The 20,340-nt window shown below is 63.0% G+C and carries 23 protein-coding genes and 1 pseudogene; 11 read left to right on the forward strand and 13 right to left on the reverse strand.

Going from position 1 to position 20,340, the window contains the following annotated elements; all coding sequences use genetic code 11:
* Positions 1 to 6 precede the first annotated feature (6 nt).
* Positions 7 to 573, forward strand: coding sequence for a hypothetical protein (locus B1A87_RS03030; protein ID WP_078028177.1), 567 nt, complete (start codon positions 7 to 9; stop codon positions 571 to 573).
* A 107-nt stretch (positions 574 to 680) separates the two neighbouring features.
* On the opposite strand, the gene B1A87_RS03035 is transcribed toward B1A87_RS03030, so the two are convergent.
* Positions 681 to 1,286 (reverse strand): hypothetical protein, encoded by a 606-nt coding sequence (locus tag B1A87_RS03035; RefSeq protein WP_078028176.1) that lies wholly within the window; start codon positions 1,284 to 1,286, stop codon positions 681 to 683.
* 361 nt (positions 1,287 to 1,647) lie between these two features.
* Positions 1,648 to 2,124: a hypothetical protein gene (locus B1A87_RS03040; protein ID WP_078028175.1), complete on the reverse strand. Its 477-nt coding sequence runs from the start codon at positions 2,122 to 2,124 to the stop codon at positions 1,648 to 1,650.
* Positions 2,125 to 2,164: 40 nt separating this feature from the next.
* On the opposite strand from B1A87_RS03040, the gene B1A87_RS03045 reads away from it, so the two are divergent.
* Positions 2,165 to 2,434 (forward strand): hypothetical protein, encoded by a 270-nt coding sequence (locus tag B1A87_RS03045; RefSeq protein WP_078028174.1) that lies wholly within the window; start codon positions 2,165 to 2,167, stop codon positions 2,432 to 2,434.
* 123 nt (positions 2,435 to 2,557) lie between these two features.
* Here B1A87_RS03045 and B1A87_RS03050 read toward each other — a convergent pair whose 3' ends face one another.
* The 3 genes from B1A87_RS03050 to B1A87_RS03060 all read right to left on the reverse strand — a co-directional run bounded on the left by B1A87_RS03050 (position 2,558) and on the right by B1A87_RS03060 (position 4,502).
* The gene (locus tag B1A87_RS03050; RefSeq protein ID WP_260680621.1) at positions 2,558 to 3,220 is read right to left on the reverse strand and encodes a helicase associated domain-containing protein; all 663 of its coding nucleotides are present in this window, start codon (positions 3,218 to 3,220) and stop codon (positions 2,558 to 2,560) included.
* 43 nt (positions 3,221 to 3,263) lie between these two features.
* The gene (locus B1A87_RS03055; RefSeq protein WP_078028173.1) at positions 3,264 to 3,806 is read right to left on the reverse strand and encodes a hypothetical protein; all 543 of its coding nucleotides are present in this window, start codon (positions 3,804 to 3,806) and stop codon (positions 3,264 to 3,266) included.
* Between the two features lie 204 nt (positions 3,807 to 4,010).
* Positions 4,011 to 4,502, reverse strand: a complete 492-nt coding sequence (locus tag B1A87_RS03060; RefSeq protein WP_078028172.1) for a hypothetical protein — start codon at positions 4,500 to 4,502, stop codon at positions 4,011 to 4,013.
* A gap of 241 nt (positions 4,503 to 4,743) precedes the next feature.
* On the opposite strand from B1A87_RS03060, the gene B1A87_RS03065 reads away from it, so the two are divergent.
* Positions 4,744 to 5,181 (forward strand): DUF5956 family protein, encoded by a 438-nt coding sequence (locus tag B1A87_RS03065; protein ID WP_078028171.1) that lies wholly within the window; start codon positions 4,744 to 4,746, stop codon positions 5,179 to 5,181.
* A 125-nt stretch (positions 5,182 to 5,306) separates the two neighbouring features.
* Positions 5,307 to 5,615: pseudogene (locus B1A87_RS23560) on the forward strand (transposase); the annotation flags it as partial.
* An 85-nt stretch (positions 5,616 to 5,700) separates the two neighbouring features.
* Here B1A87_RS23560 and B1A87_RS22810 read toward each other — a convergent pair.
* Positions 5,701 to 6,246, reverse strand: a complete 546-nt coding sequence (locus B1A87_RS22810) for a hypothetical protein (RefSeq protein WP_185982222.1) — start codon at positions 6,244 to 6,246, stop codon at positions 5,701 to 5,703.
* Positions 6,247 to 6,571: 325 nt separating this feature from the next.
* On the opposite strand from B1A87_RS22810, the gene B1A87_RS03075 reads away from it, so the two are divergent.
* Positions 6,572 to 7,414, forward strand: a complete 843-nt coding sequence (locus tag B1A87_RS03075) for an IS5 family transposase (protein WP_078028169.1) — start codon at positions 6,572 to 6,574, stop codon at positions 7,412 to 7,414.
* Between the two features lie 442 nt (positions 7,415 to 7,856).
* Here the strand turns inward: B1A87_RS03075 and B1A87_RS03080 are convergent, their stop codons facing one another.
* From B1A87_RS03080 to B1A87_RS03095, 4 genes are all read right to left on the reverse strand, one after another.
* A complete protein-coding gene (locus tag B1A87_RS03080; protein WP_144275705.1) occupies positions 7,857 to 8,075 on the reverse strand; it encodes a hypothetical protein in 219 nt (72 codons plus the stop codon).
* A 443-nt stretch (positions 8,076 to 8,518) separates the two neighbouring features.
* Positions 8,519 to 9,262 (reverse strand): GIY-YIG nuclease family protein, encoded by a 744-nt coding sequence (locus B1A87_RS03085; RefSeq protein WP_139362797.1) that lies wholly within the window; start codon positions 9,260 to 9,262, stop codon positions 8,519 to 8,521.
* A 13-nt stretch (positions 9,263 to 9,275) separates the two neighbouring features.
* Positions 9,276 to 9,566, reverse strand: a complete 291-nt coding sequence (locus B1A87_RS03090; RefSeq protein ID WP_078028166.1) for a hypothetical protein — start codon at positions 9,564 to 9,566, stop codon at positions 9,276 to 9,278.
* A gap of 57 nt (positions 9,567 to 9,623) precedes the next feature.
* Positions 9,624 to 10,700: a hypothetical protein gene (locus tag B1A87_RS03095; protein ID WP_144275706.1), complete on the reverse strand. Its 1,077-nt coding sequence runs from the start codon at positions 10,698 to 10,700 to the stop codon at positions 9,624 to 9,626.
* A 414-nt stretch (positions 10,701 to 11,114) separates the two neighbouring features.
* On the opposite strand from B1A87_RS03095, the gene B1A87_RS03100 reads away from it, so the two are divergent.
* Complete coding sequence (locus tag B1A87_RS03100) at positions 11,115 to 11,783, forward strand: recombinase family protein (protein ID WP_078028164.1); 669 nt, start codon at positions 11,115 to 11,117, stop codon at positions 11,781 to 11,783.
* 107 nt (positions 11,784 to 11,890) lie between these two features.
* Here the strand turns inward: B1A87_RS03100 and B1A87_RS03105 are convergent, their stop codons facing one another.
* Positions 11,891 to 12,850, reverse strand: a complete 960-nt coding sequence (locus tag B1A87_RS03105; protein WP_078028163.1) for an HNH endonuclease signature motif containing protein — start codon at positions 12,848 to 12,850, stop codon at positions 11,891 to 11,893.
* A gap of 275 nt (positions 12,851 to 13,125) precedes the next feature.
* Here B1A87_RS03105 and B1A87_RS03110 point away from each other — a divergent pair, with 275 nt between their 5' ends.
* The 5 genes from B1A87_RS03110 to B1A87_RS03125 all read left to right on the forward strand — a co-directional run bounded on the left by B1A87_RS03110 (position 13,126) and on the right by B1A87_RS03125 (position 15,136).
* The gene (locus B1A87_RS03110) at positions 13,126 to 13,401 is read left to right on the forward strand and encodes a hypothetical protein (RefSeq protein WP_078028162.1); all 276 of its coding nucleotides are present in this window, start codon (positions 13,126 to 13,128) and stop codon (positions 13,399 to 13,401) included.
* 287 nt (positions 13,402 to 13,688) lie between these two features.
* A complete protein-coding gene (locus B1A87_RS03115) occupies positions 13,689 to 14,087 on the forward strand; it encodes a DUF4259 domain-containing protein (RefSeq protein ID WP_078028161.1) in 399 nt (132 codons plus the stop codon).
* Positions 14,084 to 14,413 carry a hypothetical protein gene (locus B1A87_RS03120; RefSeq protein WP_078028160.1) on the forward strand — a complete coding sequence of 110 codons (330 nt, stop codon included), beginning with the start codon at positions 14,084 to 14,086 and terminating at the stop codon, positions 14,411 to 14,413. Before B1A87_RS03115 ends, B1A87_RS03120 begins: the two co-directional genes overlap by 4 nt.
* A 110-nt stretch (positions 14,414 to 14,523) precedes the next feature.
* Positions 14,524 to 14,652, forward strand: coding sequence for a hypothetical protein (locus B1A87_RS23565; protein WP_260680622.1), 129 nt, complete (start codon positions 14,524 to 14,526; stop codon positions 14,650 to 14,652).
* Positions 14,653 to 14,941: 289 nt separating this feature from the next.
* A complete protein-coding gene (locus B1A87_RS03125) occupies positions 14,942 to 15,136 on the forward strand; it encodes a hypothetical protein (RefSeq protein ID WP_139362795.1) in 195 nt (64 codons plus the stop codon).
* 552 nt (positions 15,137 to 15,688) lie between these two features.
* Here B1A87_RS03125 and brxL read toward each other — a convergent pair.
* Both brxL and pglZ read right to left on the reverse strand, forming a co-directional pair.
* Entirely contained in the window at positions 15,689 to 17,836 is a 2,148-nt protein-coding gene (gene brxL, locus B1A87_RS03130) for a BREX system Lon protease-like protein BrxL (RefSeq protein ID WP_078028158.1), read from the reverse strand.
* Between the two features lie 9 nt (positions 17,837 to 17,845).
* Positions 17,846 to 20,338 (reverse strand): BREX-1 system phosphatase PglZ type A, encoded by a 2,493-nt coding sequence (gene pglZ / locus B1A87_RS03135; protein WP_139362794.1) that lies wholly within the window; start codon positions 20,336 to 20,338, stop codon positions 17,846 to 17,848.
* Positions 20,339 to 20,340: the final 2 nt, after the last annotated feature.

Here is a 20,340-nt window from a genome sequence, read left to right on the forward strand (position 1 = left end):
TCAGGCATGGCTGCTGAGATGCTCAAGCCGACGCCGCGGGGCAGGTGGGAAAGGGCCGCAATCAGCTCGCAGTGGTGGGTGGTGTTCATCGCCATTTTCTTATCGAACCTGTTCCGGGATCTCTTCGGGTTCTGGGAATCGATTGCTGCGGTGGTCGCTGTGATGGGCCTGGTAGCGCTTCTCGTCGGCAGCAAGGCGAAACGCGAGGTCAAGATACGACGGGCGCTTGATGCCGAACGTGGGCTCATGGAATGCGCGATTCGCTACGCCGGTGCCCACCCCGACTCTCTCCGGGGAAGATGGCTTCCGGGGTACGCGGAACCGGCCGCGGACACCGTACGGTTCCGGCCGGGCTATGCCGAGACCGGCAATCCTTCCGGACGGATCACGGTGTTCTCCGACGTCGTCATCCGGGGCCCCGTGGACCCGCCACCCAAGAGGCCTCCGGAGGCGAAGCGGGGCTGGCACATCGTCGCACTGGAATCGGACGAGGGCGTGCTGCATGTTGCGGCCAGTGATACCGGCCTGCAGCTGCTCGCAGACCGGCTCGGAGGCCCACCCGATGAGAGGTGAAGCCATGCGGTTGAGGGTTCGGTGGGCGGATGGCGTGCGGGCGCTGCCAGGCCCTCTCGGCAACAAGCCGGACGGCCGTGCGGAAAGTGAGCGGGCAGAGCCAGGGCTCAGGCGTCGAAGGCGTCAGCCATTTCACCCAGCGCCAGGTAATCCCCACCGGCCTCCTGAAAACCGAAGTCTGCCCAGTAGCGGCGCAGCGCGGCCTTCGCTGCAGAGTGTTCGGGGCTGCCTTCCTGCGGCCCGTCGTCCGTGAGGACAGGGGCGGCCTGCAGGATCACCAGCTCGGTGGCCCTGCCGACGGTTCCCAGGATGGCCTTGAGGATGGCATGGCCGATCTTGTGGCCGCGGAACTGCGGGTCGATCCACAGGGAGGACAGGACCAGTAGGTCACCGCCGAGATCCATCCCGGCGTTCGGCATCAGGTCGGGCCGCTCGATAGTGAGCATCTCGGCGACGTTGGCCAGGTCCTGGTCCACGGCATCCAGAGTCATGAACAGGTCGATCATCCCGGCGTCCGGCACGATGCTGAACCGCGCGTCCCCGACGTGAACTTCCGCGCCGTCTGTGTCTTCATCGTCGTCCGCCCAGACGGTAGCTTCGACGGAGACCTTCCAGTTCATCGGGAAGTCTGACGGGTCGTGGTCCAGGCTCGGGATGCCCCGGTACTCACAGCTGTACTTGAGCGTCATGTAATCGGGGTCAATTGTCGCCATGAGATTCCTTAGGTCCTGGGAGTGGAGGGTGCTTCACGGGCAGTCTAATGCCGGGACAAGGACCAACTGCGTCAGGTTTCACCGGTTTGGTTGGTGCGCCTGGGCTCGCAGGAGTATGGCTGCGTACGGCGACCGTTCCTGCGAAGAGCCCGCCGGCAAGGCTGGCCCAGTGGACCGTGGGGAGCTTGCCAACCACGAAGGCCAGGTTCGAAACGGCGGCGATGCCAGTCAGGATCGTGACGGCGAGCAGTTGTCTCGTACTGGAACTCATGGCACCCCCGTTTTGGCTTAGCCAGCTTTCTGCGCTCAACCTTACAGTTCCGCCGCCGGCGTGTTGTCGGCAGGTGGTGGCGTCGGTATGTCAGGCCCCGGTCCGGGGCTCTTTCTGCCCGGCCCTCCACCGCAGGAGCAGGTACAGCAGCCAGATCGTGGACGCGACTGCCAGCAGCGGAAACACTGGCTGGCCAATGATCACGAGGACGGCGAAGAGAGCCCAGAGGATGCCGGTGATCACCGCATTGGAGATCAGGGTCTTGCGGGTGACCGGGTACGAGGGGAGGGTAATTCCTTCAGCGCGCAGCTGTCTGGTCTCCAATGCAGCTCCGCGAATCAGCGGTGCGAAGAGGGCAGCCGCTCCCGTCACGGTCAGCAGTGAGCGCCAGGGCTGAACAACTCCGGCGACCTCCAGGATGACCCCGACCAGCCAGCCCACGAGGAGGAACCACAGGAGCCCCCAGGCGACCAGCCGCCGGCGCTTCGGCGGTATGCCCTCGAGCGAGTCCGGCGGCCAGGACTGCCACTCGTACTTGTTCCCGTCCCTGCCAGTCCCCGCGGCCATAGCCATAGAGTAGCCGTGTACCAGCTGCTACAGTCTGGCCATGGTCAGGTGGTTCAAGCACAAGGCCCTCAGCATCGCGGACTTCAGCCACGCGCGCAGCTGGATGATCTTCTTTGCCATCATTAACCTCGTCAACGCGGCCCTGACAGTCGCGGAGCATCAGTCCGAAGGCCGGGTTCCGCTTAGCGTCTGGGGATCCATGGCCATTTCTGTCTTCAGTGTCCTGGCCGCTGTCTACTACCAGAGGCGTCTGGATCAGGCCCGAGCCATAGCCGGGGTAATGCGCGAACCCGATTCTGATCCGTCTTAGTAGTGGGTGGCCGTGATTGACCCGCGTGAGGCCACGGCGCGCTTCGGGCTCCCTCCCATTTGGCGTCGGCAAGTGACCGTCCTGCAGTGGAATCGGCAGAAGTGACCTGCCTCAGGCAGAGCGTTAGGAGCCGGCCCGGGGTTTCCTGCCGCGTTGCCGGCCCTCCCGCCAGCCAGGGAGTGTGCGGTCCAGGTCCTGAACCTTCTCCTCGTCCAGCTCGCCGCAGTGCAGCTTGGACCGTTGGGAGTGCAGCCAGACGCCCAGATCGTGCTCTACACCAGTGGTTGTAGCTTTATGCCGTGGCCAGTCGTGGCCGGCTGCCCGGTAGGCGGTCAGCGCTGCAAGCCGTTGGTGCCATTTGGCCTCGTCGGCTTCCGCGCGGGGCGGGGTCTGCCAGTCGGGCAGCGCTGCCAAGCCGTCCCGGTAAGCCAGGGCCAGGGTCCCGTCACGGGCTTCCTCCCGGCGCCGCTGCAACCACGCTGCCAACGACCGCTCCGAATCGTTGGTGCTGGCCCGGGAAGGATAGCGGCCCGTGCTCTGGATGAAATCCACGAGCTCGCGCATGTGCTCCAGTCCGGCTGCCGTCGCCGTGTGCGCTGTTTTCAGGGCGGCTGCCGCTTCGTGCGCGGACTGCAGCTGCGGATCGGCTGCCCTTGCTGCTGCCAGGTGGTAGCCGACCGTTGACCTGGCGGCACCCACCAGCTTGGCGATCTGGCCGCGGGTGAGGCCGCCCCGGTACATGAGCACCCACTCAGGGTTCGGGGCAGCCTCCCAGCGATTCGTCACACGGCAATCCTGCCAGCCGCAACGCTTCGGCGGCCGGATCTTCCTAGCGGGGCCGCCCTCCGGAGTGCCTCTGGTTCCGGCCTGACGCCCTGGCTTCCAGGAAGGCAAGGAGCGAGAGCACGCCTACGGGCAGGAACACGGCGAGGGCAACGAAGACGAAAGCCCCTCCTGTCAGGCCAAGTGCCGCGGCGACGAGGGCACCGGCCATGCCGGCCGCGGTCGTACCGAGAAGCGCCAGCGGTATGCCCGCGTCCCTGGACCGGGATTTGACGATCTGGATGATGCCCAGAGTGAGGAGGCTCAGGGCGACCAGTCCGAAAATCAAAGCGGCCGGGGCGAATACGCTTCCCGTGCCAATGGCCAGGATGACCGCCCAGAGGCTCGTCAGGATCCCCAGGATTCCGGCGGCGATGCGCCGGCCGGATACGGGCGGCTTCTGTGGTAGGAAGGGGCCGCCTGGGTGCTGGTAAGGGAGCGGGTGCTGGCTGTAGTGCTGGTAGCCCGGCTGCGGGGGAGCAGGGTATCCAGGCTGCGGGGCCGCGGGTGGCTGTCCGAGGTGTTCGGGGATGTGTGGCTGGTGAGTCAAGGTGGCCTTCTGGAAGTGTCAGGTGCTGTCGGATAAATCATGGCAGCAGCTGCCCTTCCCGAAGCGGAACGACCGTCGAGTGTCGTCTTAGGAACGAAGGACTACCCGATGACCGGTCTGTGGCAGAAGAACTGCTGCCCCGTTTCTTCAGCGTCACGGCACGATCCTGTCATCTGGCCCTACTTCTTCACAGGATCCCTGCTCTCAGCCGCCGGACGGCAGTGGCACCAGTTCGACCTGCTTTCTGACGGCCCAGCGCCCAAACGCGGCCGACGCGCCGACCGTAGCCCACAGGCCCAGGGTCTCGACGGTCCAGCCGAAACCCAGCAGGCCTCCGAGAGTCCAGAACACCAGTGTCGGTAGGGCGAAGAAGGCGGCAACGTGGATCCATTGGTTCTGTACCGGGCGTAGCAGGTAGCCGAGGACCCAGGCCAGCGGTGCTGCGAAGACAAGCGCGATTCCGTATCCGTACATGAGGACCAGGAGCGCCAGCCCCAGCCAGTGGTTCCCGCCGCTTTCAGCAGGCGCCGGCGAACCCAGCTCCTGCACCACGACAATGAGCAACAGTCCGGCCACCCACAGCGTGACCGAGATGAACCAGCCCTTGATGAAGGCGAAGGCCTCGAGGACAACGAGATAGTGTCCTGACGTTTTCGGTATCGGTGAATGCCCAACCGCTGGGTCGTTGCCGTCCACTCCATGCCCCCAAATTCATCGCCCTACTCCACGACTAGATTAACCGCGGACAGACCAACCCTGGACCGTTGCCGCTGGCTGCCCGCGACTCAAAGCTCTATTCGGCATATAAGGCCGGAAACTTGGCCGGCATGACGTTCGACTGTCGGGGCACTGCCATCTGCAAATCCCTCTGGCGTGACCGCGCCTGACCCTGCCATTGTGGTGTCGGGCCAGCACTAGCAGCAGGCAAGGAGCATCCATGTGGAGCGACGTACAGGAGACCGCACCGTCAGCGGCATGGGCAGAGCTGCCAGAGAATGGCTGGGGAGCCCTGATGGGATGGGCAGCAGGCGAAGAGAACCTGCGTCGCCGCCGGACCTCGGACGCCGGCAGGACGGTGACTGGGTACATCGAGAGAGCGGGGGAACGGGAACCCTTTGTCGAGCCCTTTTCATCCGCTGACCGGGACATAATCGATGACGAGATTGATGCCTTTCTCCGTGACGCCGACCTTCCGCCGCGGCCCAGAGGCTACGTCTGGATGATCCGTATACCGGACGGGCATGCATCACCCGGTGCCTTCCTGGCAGACGTGGACGCCGTCATCAACCGGACTGCCAACGGCACTGTCGATCCGAAGCAGCTGCGCCCCATATTCGCGCAGGTTTTCCGTGACATCTACGCCACGGGCAACTAAGAGGTTCCGCCGATAGGCGTGGATAGTTGCGTCATCGGCTGGCGGGAGCGCGTCACTGAACGAAAGGGCAGGCACGAGCTCCGTTAAACACGGATTGTGTAGATTCATGTTTGCCAGGAGTGCTTGTGCCTGCCGTCCCATCATCGGTCATGGGTCCGCTGTGGGCCCAATTCGAGGCCCTGATCCCGCCGGTGGTCGACGCGCACCCGCTCGGGTGCCACCGACCCCGGGTCCCGGACCGGACCGTGTTCGAGAAACTGGTGCAGGTGCTCGGGGCCGCCTACGAGAAGATCGCCGACACGAAGTGCTCGGCCATCACTTTCCGACGCCGGCGGGACAAGTGGATCAATGCTGGGGTCTTCGAACAACTCGAGCAGTTGTGCCTGGAGGCCTACGACCACATCGTCGGCATCGAAATCGCGGACCTGGCCGTGGTGTTAACGCCGACCGAGAAGTTCACGATTGTCAGCACGGCTCGGCCGTTGGGTTTCCTCCGGGGCCGACACGCCGGTCTAGTGCTCAGTCCTTGTCGTTCTCCAAGAAGTTGCTCACGTAGGTATCCGCGTCCATGCCGAAGATCTTGGCCTGCTCGCGATGTTGCCAATTCAGTTCGCTGTGGTCTCCGTACCACTCGTGCTGCATCTGCCGACGAGACTTGAACTGGAAGTCGTCGTGGTCGGAGTCGCGAGCCCGCTCCCGTCTGCTCGCGTATCCAATGCTCTCGAGGTACTCGTCGACCGCACGTAGCGCGTCCTTTTTCACCCGGTCTGCTGCAAACGCCGACTGAAACGTGAATGCGATGCTCAGAAGGCACCCGAGCATGAACGCGGTACACATCGTGGCGCCAATGCTGAAGGTTATTCCATACATCGCGCCACCCACCGTCGCAGCGACGACGATGCCGATGATCCAGACGATGACGTAGACCAGGCGGGCGCTCCGGAGACGGCGGACGGCGCCGGGTGCCATTGTTGCGTACGAGGTCGCAATATTCGTCAGGCGCTTATACTCGACCAGTTCTGACCGACGCAACAGGCTCGTGTCGATTTCCGCTCGCTTTGGCAAATGTGTCCCTATTCGATTGGCCGACGACCGGCCGGTCTCTCCGGCTGATCGCCGGTGGCACTATTCTTTGCTATGTGCGGCGTCATGGACAAGCTGGACCGCACAGGTTCTCGATGGGCGCGGACATTTCCGTACGGCCTCCTGGGCGGTGGCGGCACGTAGAGCCTGTTCCTAAACCTGTAGGCGGTGCCGTGGGGCGGCCGGCATCCGGGCGTGGGTTGTTAAGAGATCGCGCCAGTAGGCGGGGTCGGACCCGAATTAACGAGGCAGGCACAAGCCCTGTTAGACACGGATTGTCTAGATTCGCGTTTTGCCCGGAGTACTTGTGCCTGCCGTCCCATCATCCGTCATGAAACCCCTGTGGACCCAATTCGAGGCCTTGATCCCGCCCGTCATCGATAGCCACCCGCTGGGCTGCCACCGGCCTCGGGTGCCGAACCGGACCGTGTTCGAGAAACTGCTCCAGGTCCTCGTCCTCGGGGCTGCGTACGAAAAGATCGCCGATTCCACCTGCTCGGCCACCACGCTGCGCAGGCGCCGGGACGAGTGGATCACCGCCGGAATCTTCGAGCGGCTCGAGCAGCTGTGCCTGGAGGCCTACGACCGCATCGTCGGCATCGACTTCGCGGACCTGGCCGTGGACGGGTGCATCGTCAAGGCCCCCTGCGGCGGCGAAGCCGCGGGCCGGTCCACGGTGATGGCCGGCGGCAAGTTCGGCACCAAGCGCTCGGTGCTGGTCGACGGCAAAGGCATTCCGCTCGGCACGGTGGTCGCGCCGGCGAACCGCCACGACTCGCCGCTGCTGCGGCCCACCCTGGAGCGGCTGGGCCGGTTCGGGTTCCACCTGCCGCCGGCCATCACCGTGCATCTGGACGCCGGCTACGACTCGGCCAGGACGCGCGGCCTGCTCGACGAACTCGGCTGCGCCGGCGAGGTCGCCGCCAAGGGAAAGCCCGCCCCGATCCAGGTCGGCAAGCGCTGGGTCGTCGAACGCACGAACTCCTGGCACAACCGCGGCTTCAAGAAACTCGCCATCTGCATCGAACGGCGCATCCGCGTCATCGACGCGTTCATCGCCCTGGCCAACGCGATCATCACGCTCCGTCGGCTTATCCGCGAGGCCTGGACCACCCACCGGTGGGACACCCGCCCCGCACCCCGTCCCTGACCAATTGGCGCGATCTCTAAACCACGTGCGCAGCACAGATCTGGCCTGTACAGTCCGAGGCGGCACTCAGGAAAGCTGCACGATCCCGAGGTGCCGGCCGCATTACCGCGAAGTCCAGCTCAGCGCCCCGCGTCCCTAGGAGCGTCCACTGGGTATTCACGCAGTATTCCGGCCAGAAGACGGACAGTTGCCGGGTCCTGGCCCCACGGCACCCCCGAACGGGTGGAGGCGTGGAAGTTCATCACCTTGGAGCTCTTCGCGGCTTCCGTCAGCTCGGCCCAGGCATCCTCCAGGTCCTTGGTTTGGGCCAGCGGAGCATTCGCCTCGCGTGCAGCGGAAAATTCGGTGGCGGGGCTACCCGAGCTTCTGGTCCTACGGTGGAAAAGTTGTTTGAAACGCACGCGCGTCTCCCTTCTGACAGTGCTTAGCGATGTGACTCCGTCTAGGGCGCCGGGACCATCCAGAAGCCGGCGACGGCTGCGCTGTCCGGCTCGGTGGTCATGGGCACGAGATGCGTCAGGACCTGACCTGCCGCGAGGTTCACGATCATGGTGCTGGCTGTTCCACACTTGAGCGCGAGTTCGTGGGTTGATCCTCCTCTGCGGTCCGGCTGCGCAATGAGGAGGGCAGCATCCGTGATACCGACACACGCAGAGGTCACCTTGTAGCGTCCGTGAGGTATGCCCGGCAGCGAGGTGCGGTGCCCGTCGCTTCCAAGTCCGCCGGATCCGCCCAAGACGAGGTCAGGGGGTCTGGGGCCGAGGATCCGGTCCAGTTGTACCCGGTTGCTTGCCTGTTCCCTGGCAATGGCGGGATCGGCCGTCGGCGGGGGAGGCGGGGCCGGCCGGGAAGTTGATGCCGGCGGGACAGTCGCAGCGCCCGCCTCGTCGTCCGTGTACGCACAGGCACTCAAGACACCTGTCGAGCTGGCAAATACCAGCAGCAATGCCATGCCGCAGACTCGTTTCCCCCCAAGGAACCCCATGCCCGAAGCCTACCGGCATGCGCACAGGTGGGCTACCGCCGGCCCGGCGCCTGAGGGTAGCGCCTGTCCGCTGTGTCCCTCCGTGTTCGGACTGTTGAGCGGACCGGACCCGGACGGCATCAGTCGATTCCGGGAGCTTCGGCCGGCACCAGTCCCCGCCGTTTCATCTCCGCGGAAATGAACATACCCCGCAGGCCGGTCACGGCACCGCCACCGATCCTGTTGAGCAAGTAGTCGGGCGGGACGCTGCGGACGAGCCGTGCCTCCATGGCGTCGTAGTTGATGGTGCGGGCGGCGAAGATCCGGGTGGTGTCCAGCGCGCGGAACGAATCGATCGACATCACTGACTCCTCAACCCCGCCCCACAGCAGCCGGTCGAACTGTTTGGTGCCGGTCCAGTGTGCCTTGATGCGTTTGCGCATGTCCCACGACGACTGCCCGATGTAGGCCTGGCGGTACTCGTCGAGTACCAACACGTAGACGCCCCATTCTCCATCCAGGGTCTTCAGATCGGTCACCGGCCGGAGGCGCTTGTTCTTACGGAGCATCTCGCCCAGGGCCTCGTCAAAGGACTCTTGGGGGATCTGCGCGAAGAAGGCCATGTTCAGGTCGAAGTTTTCCAGGGCCATTTCCCGGTGGCGACGGCAGAACTCGTCGGTACGGATCGTCAGCTCAGCGTCCTCATAATGCGGGGCAAGGTAAGCCCTCAGCTCGTCGGTCATGATGTGCTCGGGGATCCGGGTCGATGACTTCTTGTTCACCAGCGCGTACATCTCGCGCGTTAGGCAGTGCCCGTACTTCCCCGGCCGGATCAGCTCCCCGAAATGCTCGACAGGGGGCGTGCCTGGAAGCCTGGCTGCCATGGCTGTTCGCCGTCTAAAATTCGGCGAAGGGCGACAGGGCCTGGAGGTCGAAGGCCAGCGCCTCCATCTTGGGCGTTACAGGTCCGGGTTGTTCGGACGGGTCACCGAACCACTTGTGCCACACGCAAGCCACGACTTCCGGGGTGATCGGTTCGCCGGCGGCCAGCAGCTGCGCGAAGTCCTCCATTTCCGGGTCATACTCGTCAGCGGGGGCACCCAGGTCTAGGACCCCGAGCAGGTCATGGGAGTTGAGGATTCCGGTGACGGACTCGCGGAGTTGGGCTGCACTGCTGTTGAGGCTCATTGGCGCCATTCTAGGAGTTTTCGGGCCGCATGGCAGTGAGAGACGGCGGGACCTCAGCTATGCCGGCCGAATGTCTTGCCAGGGTTGATTATCGAGGGCATTCAGAACCTTGTCGGCGTGGGTGAGGAGGGCGGCCAGATTGGCGACCTTTGTGAGCCATGCCAGATCCGCCTCGTCGTTGTTCTCGGCGTTGGGCCCTCCGATGGCGTGCAGGAAGTCGTGCCTGACCACAGGCGACACTCCTGCCAGATACTGGTCCGCCACGTAGTGCCCCATTTTCGACAAGACGCCGTGGACCTCGATGGGTTCGGGAGTCCGCAGCTCTCCCTGCCGCGCGGCTGCCCGCTGCCGCAGCTTCTCCAATGGGCTTAGGGCCCTTCCGGCAGCTGCTTCCCTGATTTCGCCCACGCCCTTCCGGTAGGAGCGCATCCGCGCGAGGGTGGCTTCACTGTGCGGATCCACGAGCCTTGGAACGGGCAGCCGGATTTGCTGGGTAGACGCTGTGGCATCCCGTACTAGGGCTAGCGAGATGCTACCCATCGCCTCGTGAGCATTCAGGTAGCGGATAACGTCCCAGTTCTGGGCAGCGAGGTCCATCCAAGTGATTTTCGCCGCTTGTTCGTGGTTCTCGTCCCGCCAGTCGGGGGCGACGCGGATGTCCTGTCGAAGCCGGACGCGGTGCAAGTAAAAGACTGATTCACGATCGTCCTGCTCTTCCATCCGGCGCAGCATTGACTCGATAGCTGCCTCGTAAGTGCCAACATGAAGTGCCTGGTTTTCGTAAAACCGGCGGTGCCTTTCGATTTGCTCCTCTGGCCAGCATGCCGTTTCGCGAAGATGTCGGAGTTCCTTGTCTGGCAATGTCCAGGAAGCCCTCGGCCATTCGGGATCTGTTGTCGTGTGGTACCAAGCCAGCTCCGGAACTTTCGTTGCATCAAGGGCCTCGTCCTCCAGGTCCCTGAGATCGATAACCTTCGGTCCAAAGTTGAAGTCCTCGCGGCAGCCGGAGCAGGCTGTCATCCCAGACCCAGAGAGCGAATGGTAGTTCTCGGCGGTCATTAAGTTGCTGACCATGCAGTGCTCACACCGCATCCGGTAGTCGTAGGTGAAATTGATTTCTCGTTCGCGCAGCACCTGCCAATTATCACTGCCGGAAGTCCTTTCCCCGGCGGCAGACACTTCCTATGTCTCCGGGCTGCCCGGCCCGGGGACAAGTCGCCGCTGCTTGATTTCCCACGGGAGGAAGCTGTCGTCCATGATCCTTTACCCGCCGGGTACCCGGTTCAGCACGAAGGCCGGCGGGAAGCCCAGGATGAGGCGCTCCTCCAGTTCGAGCCCTCGGATTGTTTGGCAGCGAAGATACGGGCGGTGTCCAGCTGATAACCGACCTTCTAGCCGTCTCAGGAACTATAGCTTGATGAGGAACACCGCCGCAGACCGATTTGACGCCGAAAAACGGCCAGAATTGTCTTACCGAGTCTGTCTCACTGGGGGAGTCTCACAAGCTCTCAAGGCTAAATGACACACCCCCGATCTAGCATGTGCGTCATGGGACTTCTACTGGGGTACGTCAGGGTTTCAACGACCGATCAGCGCGGCCAGATGCAGTTCGACGCACTCATCGAAGCCGGCGTTCCGGAAGAGCAGATCTACTTTGACCAGCTCTCCGGCGCGAAGGCTGCAAAGGAGCGGCCGGGGCTCAGCGCCCTCCTGTCCTACGCGCGACGGGACGACACCGTGCTGGTCTATCGGATCGATCGCCTCGGAAGATCGCTGATCGACGTACTCAACACTGTGGCTGAAATGCAGGAACGTGGCATCGGGCTTCGGTCCCTCGTGGACGGGATCGACCCGAGCACAGCCTCCGGCCGGCTCCAGCTGGGACTGTTCGCCACCCTGGCCGAATACGAGCGGGAACTCATCAATGAGAGAGTCCGCGCCGGCGTCATGGCGGCCAAAGCCAGGGGTGTGAAGTTCGGGCAGAAACCGGTGAAGCAGGAAACGGTGGAAGCCAAACTCGAGGTTGCGCGTCGGCTCCTATCCGAAGGCAAGACGGCCACGCGCGTCGCGGAGACCGTCGGCTGGTCCAGGGCCACTCTGTACCGCTATCTCAAACAGCGCGGCGCCGAACAACCGGAGGAACCCGAGCGCCCGGTGGCTCTTGGCCGCGGCCGGTCCCAGTATGCGCACAGCAAGCCGCTGCCGGTCCGCGACTGAACCTTGCGCGTGCGGGCCCAGGCCCATATCTGCGGCCAGAGTCGGTCGCTGTGGCTGAAGCGCGATCACCGGAATTCGACTAAAGAGGCTGTCCGGCCAAATGCGTTCTAATGCTGCTGGAGGGGTTTGTCGTGATGGTGCTGCCGGTGCCAGGCAAAATATCGCCCTGACCGGTCATCATGAGCCAGGCATCTCCGGCCGACGAGGTCCTCTATCCGGTCACCGATCTGCCCAGGGCCGGGCTTGCCGGGTTCTATGACGCCCGCTTCACCGACGACGACATAGCCAAACTCAAACAGCGCATCGCAGCCGAACAGGCAGGCAAGCATGGACACGTTCCGGATGTCCATGCGTTCGTCTTCGGAACACTCCGACCGAGGCTTGATATGGGCGGCAATCAGCAGTTGTTCCGGAAGATTCCGCCCGCACAGAGAACAATAATTGCCCCGGAACTGCAGCTGTTGCTGGCGCAGGAAACGCTGCTCTATCCGGACAGCCCCCATCGTCCACCGGTCGGTCGCGCCGCCGATGTAAAAATCGAGCGGGCTGGCTTCGTCGCGACCATCATCAGAATCGGCGGTAGTGACTTCCAGTCCTGATTGCTCCAACAGCCTTCGGGCTCCGGCGCGGTCCACCTCAAAGAAGTAGCCCCTCCTCAGGCCTCCCGCCGAGGTTAAGGGACCCCGGTCCGGCGGCAGGGTGCCAGAGACGAGCTCCCACGGGATCCGTACCTCACAGAGCGGTTCCGTGAGGACCAGCGTTCCTTCCGTCTCGGCAGGCTCCTTGTATCCCCGTGGCGGATAGGAGGCCTCGGGCAGCGTAGCCACTCGGCTGATGCCACGGATCTCGGGGCGCGCATAGTGCAGGACGAGGTCACCTGGCCGGACGTCGTTCAATGTGCCCCAATGGACGACCCGTTGTCCTGCGTTGCCTTTCAGTGGCGCCCACAACGTCCCGTCCGGATAGACGGTCTTGAAGTTATCCGACTGGATGGCCAACCAAAAATTGGTGGACGGACGGATGCGTGGCCCAAGGGATGCGGGGCCGGACTTTAGGGGCAGGGTCATGCCCTCATTTCTACAGGACGTGATGGCCGGATCCAGGGCTTTCCCTAGGACTACCTACTGCCCGCCGGTAGAGTCAGAACACAAAGCTGGTTCCGGAACTGGGGGAGACATGAGGCTGGAAGGCTTTAACATCCTGGTGTTGCTGATGATGCTGGTCGTCGCCGTCGTTGTAATCGTCGCGGTGACGCTGATCGTCCGGTGGACGCTGCGTCTGGCGAACAGGCGACGCAATGATCCCGGTCGGGGAACTTCGCGGTCGTAACCGCATGCCTTCAATGCAGTCACGCGCTTCGAGGCTGGCTGTAGCCGTTGCACTGGCGCTGACCCTGGCCTCATGCGCCGGACCGTCCATCGAGGAGATGGGCCGGACCGCCATCCGGGAAAAGGCCGCCGAAGGCAAGGACTGGTTCACCAGGTTCACGGCCGCCACGGACACGGCCAACCGGGAGCTGGTCGCCTCGAAGCTGGAGGGCCTCGGTGATCCCCCTACGCTTACGGCTGGGACCCCGACGGGGACTTCTACACCGACCACTACTACCGCGAGCACCTGACCACCAGCGGTTGGTGGGGCGGCGAACAGCGCACGTCAGTGCCTGCGTCCCGTTCGAGATGGAACTTGAGTCGGCGATCGCGACATCTGTTGACTGCCCTGATGAACCTCCCTTCTCGGACTACACGGATGAGTGGGTGGTGGTGGCGTGAACCCGGGCCAGCGTAAGGGTCGCCACACCGACCTGGAGTACCGACCGGCTCCAAGACTGGGTGGCACGCTATCTTCAGGACAACGTCCGCGACCTGCGGTCGGCCTAGAACAGCCGGAAGAACAGAAGGAGCAGCTATGGGTGCATGGGGATTTCAGGCCTTCGAGAACGACGATGCCCTGGACTGGCTGGAAGAACTCGAAGCCGGCGGGGCCGAGGTGGTCCGCCAGGGCCTGACCGCTGTGGCGGACGGCTACATCGAAGCGCCCGACGGGAGCGTCGCCGTTGCGGCCGCCGAGATCACCGCTGCCGCGCAGGGGAACCCGCACGGCGACCTGCCCGAGGAGGTAGCCACGTGGGTGACCGCGCACGGATCAGCGCTCACGGCTGAAGACGCACAACTTGCCCTTGAGGCGGTTGAACGGGTTGCCGGCGACAAGTCCGAGCTTGCCGAACTGTGGGACGAGGCGGACGAGCCGGAGTGGAAAGAATCCCTCGACAACCTCTCCGAGCGGCTGCGGGAGGCACTGACGTGAGCGACGGCCCAGAAGTCATAGCGCAACGGCTCCTCACTCTTCTGGGCGACGACGTTGTCGCCGCGCTACTCGATGTGAGCACTGGCGAACCCGGCCGCTGGGCGATAGGTCAGGAAGTACCTAACGAGGAGTACCTGGTGAAGCTTGCTGACCTGGACACCTTGGCCGGGCACCTGCGTACAGCGTTCACCCCTGCTCAGGCGAGACTTTGGCTGGAGGGCCACGATGCCCACCTGAACGACCGGCCCATCGATGTCTACCGGCGTGAGGGATCGGCCGCAGTGATTGAGGCGATTCGGGCCCACGAGCAGGGTGCTTTCGCCTAGTGGAGTTCTGGGCGTGCCCAAGCCTCTGCGCATGTTCCCTGATGAGACCACTTTGAAGACGAGATCCGCGGTTGGGGCTACGGAAAATAGCAAGGATGAAAAGGAACACCATGGCGGGCAACAAAACCCGGAACGAGATCCGGTACTACTCCGCCTTCGGCTCCAGCGCAGTTCTCCTGGTCCCCGCCTCCGTCGTGACAATCATGAGACTGATCCGGCACCGCGTGCGTATTTGCTAACGGACGGCGCCTCCTCGAAAGGTGGCCCTCCCAAGGTGAAAGACGGGACCCTGCGCCTGCAATCCGCCAACCCTCACTGCCCATCCGTCTCGAAAGGCTAGGGATACGAGGCGTCTCACCAACTGAATGACGGAGACAACGGCACTGCGTGCAAATCCGTGTACCATTGTCGGCGGCACCCCACTCATGAGTGGCTGCACTTGGTGCAGACAGCATGTACGGTGGAACACCGGCCGCAAGACGGCGCGGACCGTTCGAAACGTGGGTTATGAGAGAGGACAGGCGTTCCGTGACAGATCCCAGCTCTGAGCAAATCTCGGAGGTCCTGGATGAAGGCTTTGACGCGTACCGTGCCGGCATCTCGCGCCGCGGGAACCCGTATCGGATGGGCACCGACGAGCTGCTGTGTATAGCATGGATCCGCGGGTACAACTGGGCCCGGACCGAACGTGCCCTCAAGATGGGGCGCGAGCAATCCGGCTAACCGACAACCACATTCCAACCAGAAGCACCTGCTAACCGCGGGTGCTTTTTCATGCCGTCGGAGGCACAGGACCGCAGCACCAGTAGAAGCCAATCGTGAGTTGCCGGATTCCCAGAATGTGGTCGACGTGAATCCTGCACGAGAACGGCGCACCCGTCCTCTGAACTCCCTTCCCGAAGCGCGACGAAGCACAGAGACAACCGCTGGGAGAGCAGGCAGCCAGCCCACAGAGTCGGGCATCGGGTAACAGCGGTAACGGGTAACACCGTTACTGCTGTTACCCTCCGGAACGGGCCTCAATCATTGGGGCAGGTTTCCGAGCAACCACCCGCAGAGCTGCGCCGCCGAGCCGACGGTAGCTGAAGTATGGCCTGATCCAGATACGAATCTCGCCCCCGGCTGAGGCTGAGGCGGCCAGGCCGTGGAGTGACGCAGAAGCGGTCCCGCTGCGTAGGGTAGGGCAGTGCTAGTCGAGCCCGAGTCCTGGCCCTGCATGCACGATCCGGTTGGTTCCCTGGCTGGGACACGATGCGGCCCATCAGGTCGATGATGTCAACCCTCTTCGAGAATGTAAGTGACTCCGAAGGCTCGGACCTGGCGGAACTCCTGGCGGCTCGTGCCGAAATCGAACCAGCCGCCGTCTGACTTCTGGAAGATGTCGAGGCCGCGGCCGAGGTTGATGCGCCAGCCGGTGTCGGTGCGGATCCAGCGGTCGTGGCCGCCAGGATCCTTCGCCACGTTGACCTTGATGCCTTGCTGAGCGGCTCCCTGTACGATGTCGTTGAGCATATGGAGTTGCTTCGTCTGATACTCCGGGTCTTGGTCGAGCACTGTGAAGAGATTGACGGTGACCTCATCTGCTGGGTCCTTTGCCGCGGCGATGAGCGCGAGCAGTTCGACGAGATTGCGTCCCTGGTGTCCCATACGGATGTACGGGTCGTGCAGTTCGATCTCTGTTGCGTCCCGCAGGTACGGCATTAGCAGCTTCTCGTAGGAGACACCCCGCTGGTTGTCCAGGAAGTCCCGTTGTCCTCGGAACAGTTCCGCCTGAAGGGAAGCGGCCGCGGGTGCGGGAAGCGATGATGATGCCCCGGTGGAGACTACCTGTACGTCCGACTCGGCCAATGCCCCACCAGCCGGATTGGTCGAGTGGCGTCGATGGTAGTGCGTCGGGTATTCGTCTTCCTCAAGCGTCGTTACTGTTGACCACCCACCGCCGAGTGAACCATAGCCGAAGTTCACTTCCGTCATGGTGGCGTCGATCCGGACGATCTGGTCCTTGACGCGCTTGCGCCCTTCGATTGCGAAGCGCAGTACCTCTTCGACCTCTGCGGTGGTCGCCTGGTCATGCGGGTAGAGCAGCTTCATCAGCCCAGAGAAGGTCTTGTGGATGCCGTCGCGATCACGTGTCGAGATGTCGGATCCGAGCGTGAAGTGCTTGTGGTAGCGGTCGGAGTAGTCGAGATTGCGCATCGATCTGAGGACCTCGGCGATGTAGTCAACAACGAACCCGTATCCGGTCGAGAACATCTCGCTCCGGATTGTGTCGACTTCCCACCCGGGGATGTAGAAGTGCAGCCGGTCGAGGTACGCCGGGTCGTGGTAGCTCTCGGGCAGCTCGTCAAACAGGTCGGAGTGCTTGAGCATGTACGGGACGGTATGCGAGGTATTGCCGACGAAGACCATTGATGCCTCGGCGCCAAGCGTCTCGACACCGCGGGAGAACGACTTGTTCGCCATGTAGTTCTTCATGATGTCGACCAGCGCCTTGTCCGTACGCTTCTTCTTGCCCGCAAACTCATCGAAAGCGACGACGTCCCAGTACCCGACGAGGCCGAGGCGACCGTTCGCGTTGTTTACGAACAGCTTTGGCACGGTCACCTCTCCACCGGAGATGAGCATGCCGTGCGGTGAGAACTCCGAGTAGATGTGCGACTTGCCGGTGCCCTTGGGGCCCAGCTCTACGAGGTTGTAGTTGCGCTCCACGAACGGGATCAGACGCACCAACTGCAGCAGTTTGCCGCGGCGCCCGAACTTGTCGGGGTCAAATCCGATCGACTGGATCAGCAGGTCGATCCACTCATCGGTGGTGAACTTCGCGCGTGCATCGAGATACCCGTCGTAATCGAAGTTCGACATCTGAATCGGTTTGAGGGACCCAAGAATCCAGGGCGACACACGGTTGTCTTCGGTGTGGAAGTACTCGACATCGCATAGGCACCACACGCCTCCAACAAGCAGCTTTTGGTGGGCATTGACGGTAGCGGAATCCACGACCACGCTGCTGATCCCAAGGTTCGCGAACGAGGCTTGGTAGACGTCGTCCTTTTCGTTAAGAGTGACGCTGACCTTATCGATGATCCGGTACCGCCCGCGCTCCTTGATCTTCGACTTCACCAGCTCGGACTCGTTACGGTGCACATAATGCTGAGCGAGGATGTCACGCACCCTGTCGATGCCTGCCTGGATCGTGGCTTCGTCGTCAGATGCCGCGTACTGGGCGAGCAGATACTCCAGCACGTATGACGGCACGATGGCATTGCCCTTGACCGCCTTGACGAGGTCTTTCCGGACCACGGCCCCTCCGAAGTGTTGGTTGATCTTGCGATCCAACTTGGTCGGCTCGCTAACCTCAGAGGTTTCCGCGTCAAAGGCGTCCGCAATGGGCGCCACCAGGGCCAGGTCGATATTCTCGCTCATGAGTGCTCCTTAGAAGTCGAAGTCCGTGGTGAAGGAGCGCTTGAGCGTGTAGGGCGCGCTCTTGTACTTCTTCCACTCGCCGGTTTCACCGATCGGCTCGGAGAGCCGGAACTCCACGCTCTGGTTGTTCGCCGCATCAGCGTCCTTGCTCAGCAGCAGACGGACACTCTGGAACCGGTCCCGCCCTTCGGCGCTCTCGGCATCGAAGAGTAGCTCAGGTTCATTGGAGATCAGCTGATCACCGAAGTAGAGACCTGCACGCAGCTTCCTCGCAGTGCGCTGATCGGTGACTGGGCTCTGCTGGAAGAGCTTCACCACGATCTGACCGGTCGTGATCTTGTCGGACTCCGGGTGGATGTCGACGTTCACAGGCTCGACGGTGTCGGAACGTCCCTTGTTGATCGAGATGACTGGCACTACGATCTCCTGCAACGACGCACCCCCGTGGACGAACTGGAACCCGGCACCAGGCTTGACGATCCGGCAGATCGAATTCGGGATCTGAACTTCCAGGTCACTCGACAGCCCGAGCTGCTCAGGCAAGAAACGGCGAAACGCGTCATCTTCCTTCAACCCTCGGCCAAGAACATAACGGCGGTTCGCGACAACGATCTTGTCGCCCTGCGGCTTCACAGTCAGGTTGAACTGCGACGCCAGCTTCGACTCCTGATATAGGAAGCCGTGGTCTGCGGTGACGAAGATGTTCGTCGCGTTCGCGTTCGCCAGCTTCTTCACAATGTCGACGAGGTCATCGATCGCATCAGCCGCGGCCTTGAATGTCCGGTGCTCCGACACCGCCTTGTCACCGGTCGCGTCGATGGTGTCGTGATAGACGTACAGCACCTGGTGCGCCGCGTAGAGATCGCGCCGCTCCGAGGGCTTCATCTTCAAGAACTCAGTGGCTTGGATTGCCGTGCCGCCGACGGAGCTAAGGATCTTCGAGCGGTTCGCCGTGCCGTTGGAGGGCTGGCCGTCGGCGAGCACAGGGTCACCGTTCTCGGAGTGCGCGAGTGTCTTATGTGGGAGCAGCGCCGCCATCCCTAGCTGGGTGTAGCTGGGCAACACCCCGAGCATGGCCTCGATCTTGGCGTCGTACTTGTTCTCTCTGCGGATCTTGGAAGTGAGCTCGTCGGCGACCTCGTAGCGCAGCGCGTCAGAGATGACTACGACGGCCTTCTTGCGTCCACCTCGCACCTGCGGGGCGATGTAGTGGTTGTAGAAAGAACTCTGCGAGGTAATCGCGAGCGTCTTCCACGACTCGGCTTGGTCGACCTGCTGTTGCCAGCTGATCCCGAGCTTGGAGAGGAAATCGGTGACGTAGGCGTTCTCCACCTGCTCGTTCAGCGCTTCCAACGGCTGCGTGAACTCGGCGGTCTGCGACGCGAGCGTGTAGTGCCGGTAGAGCTGGTCGATGCGGAAGAAATCATCGCGGTAGCGACTGAAACCGTCATCGAAACTCGCCACATCGATGCGGGCAGAACGGATGGCCGGGATCAGCTCGGCCGCCGCCCCGAGCGCCGCATAAAGCGTGGCGTAATCGTCGAACCAGACGCTGTCACGGCGACGGGTGCGGATCGTGTCTGCAATTTCATGCAACGGGATCGTCTGGGAGGCAATGCCGTCGATCAGACGCCGGATGATCTCCTTCTCGCCAGCGTCGAAGATGTCTGTGGCCACGAGCTCAGCAAGCGACGCGTCCGCAGCCTGCTCGACGTAGTCCAAGTCAATTTCGGCCTGACGCGCGAGCTTCTTCAGCGCGACCAGGCTCTGGCGGTCGTTGCGGAAGCTACGGAAGTCGATCTCAATATTGCGCGCCGCGTTCGAGGTCGTGGCTGCGAAGCCGGCCCGGGCTTGCTTGAACATCCACAACACGAGGCCGGCCACGCTCGGCGTCTGAGAATCATAGCCGTAGATCTTCGCAGCCCCGGACCAATGGAAGTCTGCGAGCCCCTGCGTAACGAGAGCCTTGTAGCCGGCGCTGTCGCCCGCGGCGTGCTGCACCAGCAGCGTCCGCGTCAGCTCAGAGAAGCTGTGCTCCTTCTGCCCGAGCACGACCGCGCACATCTTCGCCTGGACCTTGGCGAGATCATCGTCGGCGCGCAACAACGCCGTAAGCTTCGAAACCTGCTTCGCGTCGCCAAAGAACGTCTCATGCCCAGCAATCAGTTCATCGGATCCGGGCGCGTTGAGGCTGAGGTCTGCCCGTAGGAGCGCGCCGCGATCTGCGGTGAAGACGCCGTAGGCGAGTTCGAGATCGAGCAGCCAGTTGCCCGCTCCCTCAGCAACAGGACCGCTGCGATAGATCAGAAACTTTGTGCTGGGCTCGTCGCGCAGCACGCGGTGCTTGACCCCGAACTCGTCGTTCTGGACACGTAGCACCGCCACGCCGTTCGGCGCGTGAGCGTCGACGTCGGTGGCGTAACTGCTTTCGGGATCGTGCCACACCACCAGGCGGTGCTGCTCGAAGCGTGCCGCGAGGTGGTCTGAGATCGAAGACGCCATGC

Origin of the sequence: Arthrobacter sp. KBS0703 (assembly GCF_002008315.2) — a bacterium.
Lineage (GTDB): Bacteria > Actinomycetota > Actinomycetes > Actinomycetales > Micrococcaceae > Arthrobacter.

What these genes read in the sequence shown, in the direction of transcription:
- B1A87_RS03030 (WP_078028177.1), top strand. Translation starts at nt 7, where the DNA reads ATGGCTGCTGAGATGCTCAAGCCGACGCCGCGGGGCAGGTGGGAAAGG.
- B1A87_RS03035 (WP_078028176.1), bottom strand. Translation starts at nt 1,286, where the DNA reads ATGGCGACAATTGACCCCGATTACATGACGCTCAAGTACAGCTGTGAG.
- B1A87_RS03040 (WP_078028175.1), bottom strand. Translation starts at nt 2,124, where the DNA reads ATGGCCGCGGGGACTGGCAGGGACGGGAACAAGTACGAGTGGCAGTCC.
- B1A87_RS03045 (WP_078028174.1), top strand. Translation starts at nt 2,165, where the DNA reads ATGGTCAGGTGGTTCAAGCACAAGGCCCTCAGCATCGCGGACTTCAGC.
- B1A87_RS03065 (WP_078028171.1), top strand. Translation starts at nt 4,744, where the DNA reads ATGTGGAGCGACGTACAGGAGACCGCACCGTCAGCGGCATGGGCAGAG.
- B1A87_RS03085 (WP_139362797.1), bottom strand. Translation starts at nt 9,262, where the DNA reads ATGGCAGCCAGGCTTCCAGGCACGCCCCCTGTCGAGCATTTCGGGGAG.
- B1A87_RS03090 (WP_078028166.1), bottom strand. Translation starts at nt 9,566, where the DNA reads ATGAGCCTCAACAGCAGTGCAGCCCAACTCCGCGAGTCCGTCACCGGA.
- B1A87_RS03100 (WP_078028164.1), top strand. Translation starts at nt 11,115, where the DNA reads ATGGGACTTCTACTGGGGTACGTCAGGGTTTCAACGACCGATCAGCGC.
- B1A87_RS03105 (WP_078028163.1), bottom strand. Translation starts at nt 12,850, where the DNA reads ATGACCCTGCCCCTAAAGTCCGGCCCCGCATCCCTTGGGCCACGCATC.
- B1A87_RS03110 (WP_078028162.1), top strand. Translation starts at nt 13,126, where the DNA reads ATGCAGTCACGCGCTTCGAGGCTGGCTGTAGCCGTTGCACTGGCGCTG.
- B1A87_RS03115 (WP_078028161.1), top strand. Translation starts at nt 13,689, where the DNA reads ATGGGTGCATGGGGATTTCAGGCCTTCGAGAACGACGATGCCCTGGAC.
- B1A87_RS23565 (WP_260680622.1), top strand. Translation starts at nt 14,524, where the DNA reads ATGGCGGGCAACAAAACCCGGAACGAGATCCGGTACTACTCCGCCTTC.
- brxL (WP_078028158.1), bottom strand. Translation starts at nt 17,836, where the DNA reads ATGAGCGAGAATATCGACCTGGCCCTGGTGGCGCCCATTGCGGACGCC.
- pglZ (WP_139362794.1), bottom strand. Translation starts at nt 20,338, where the DNA reads ATGGCGTCTTCGATCTCAGACCACCTCGCGGCACGCTTCGAGCAGCAC.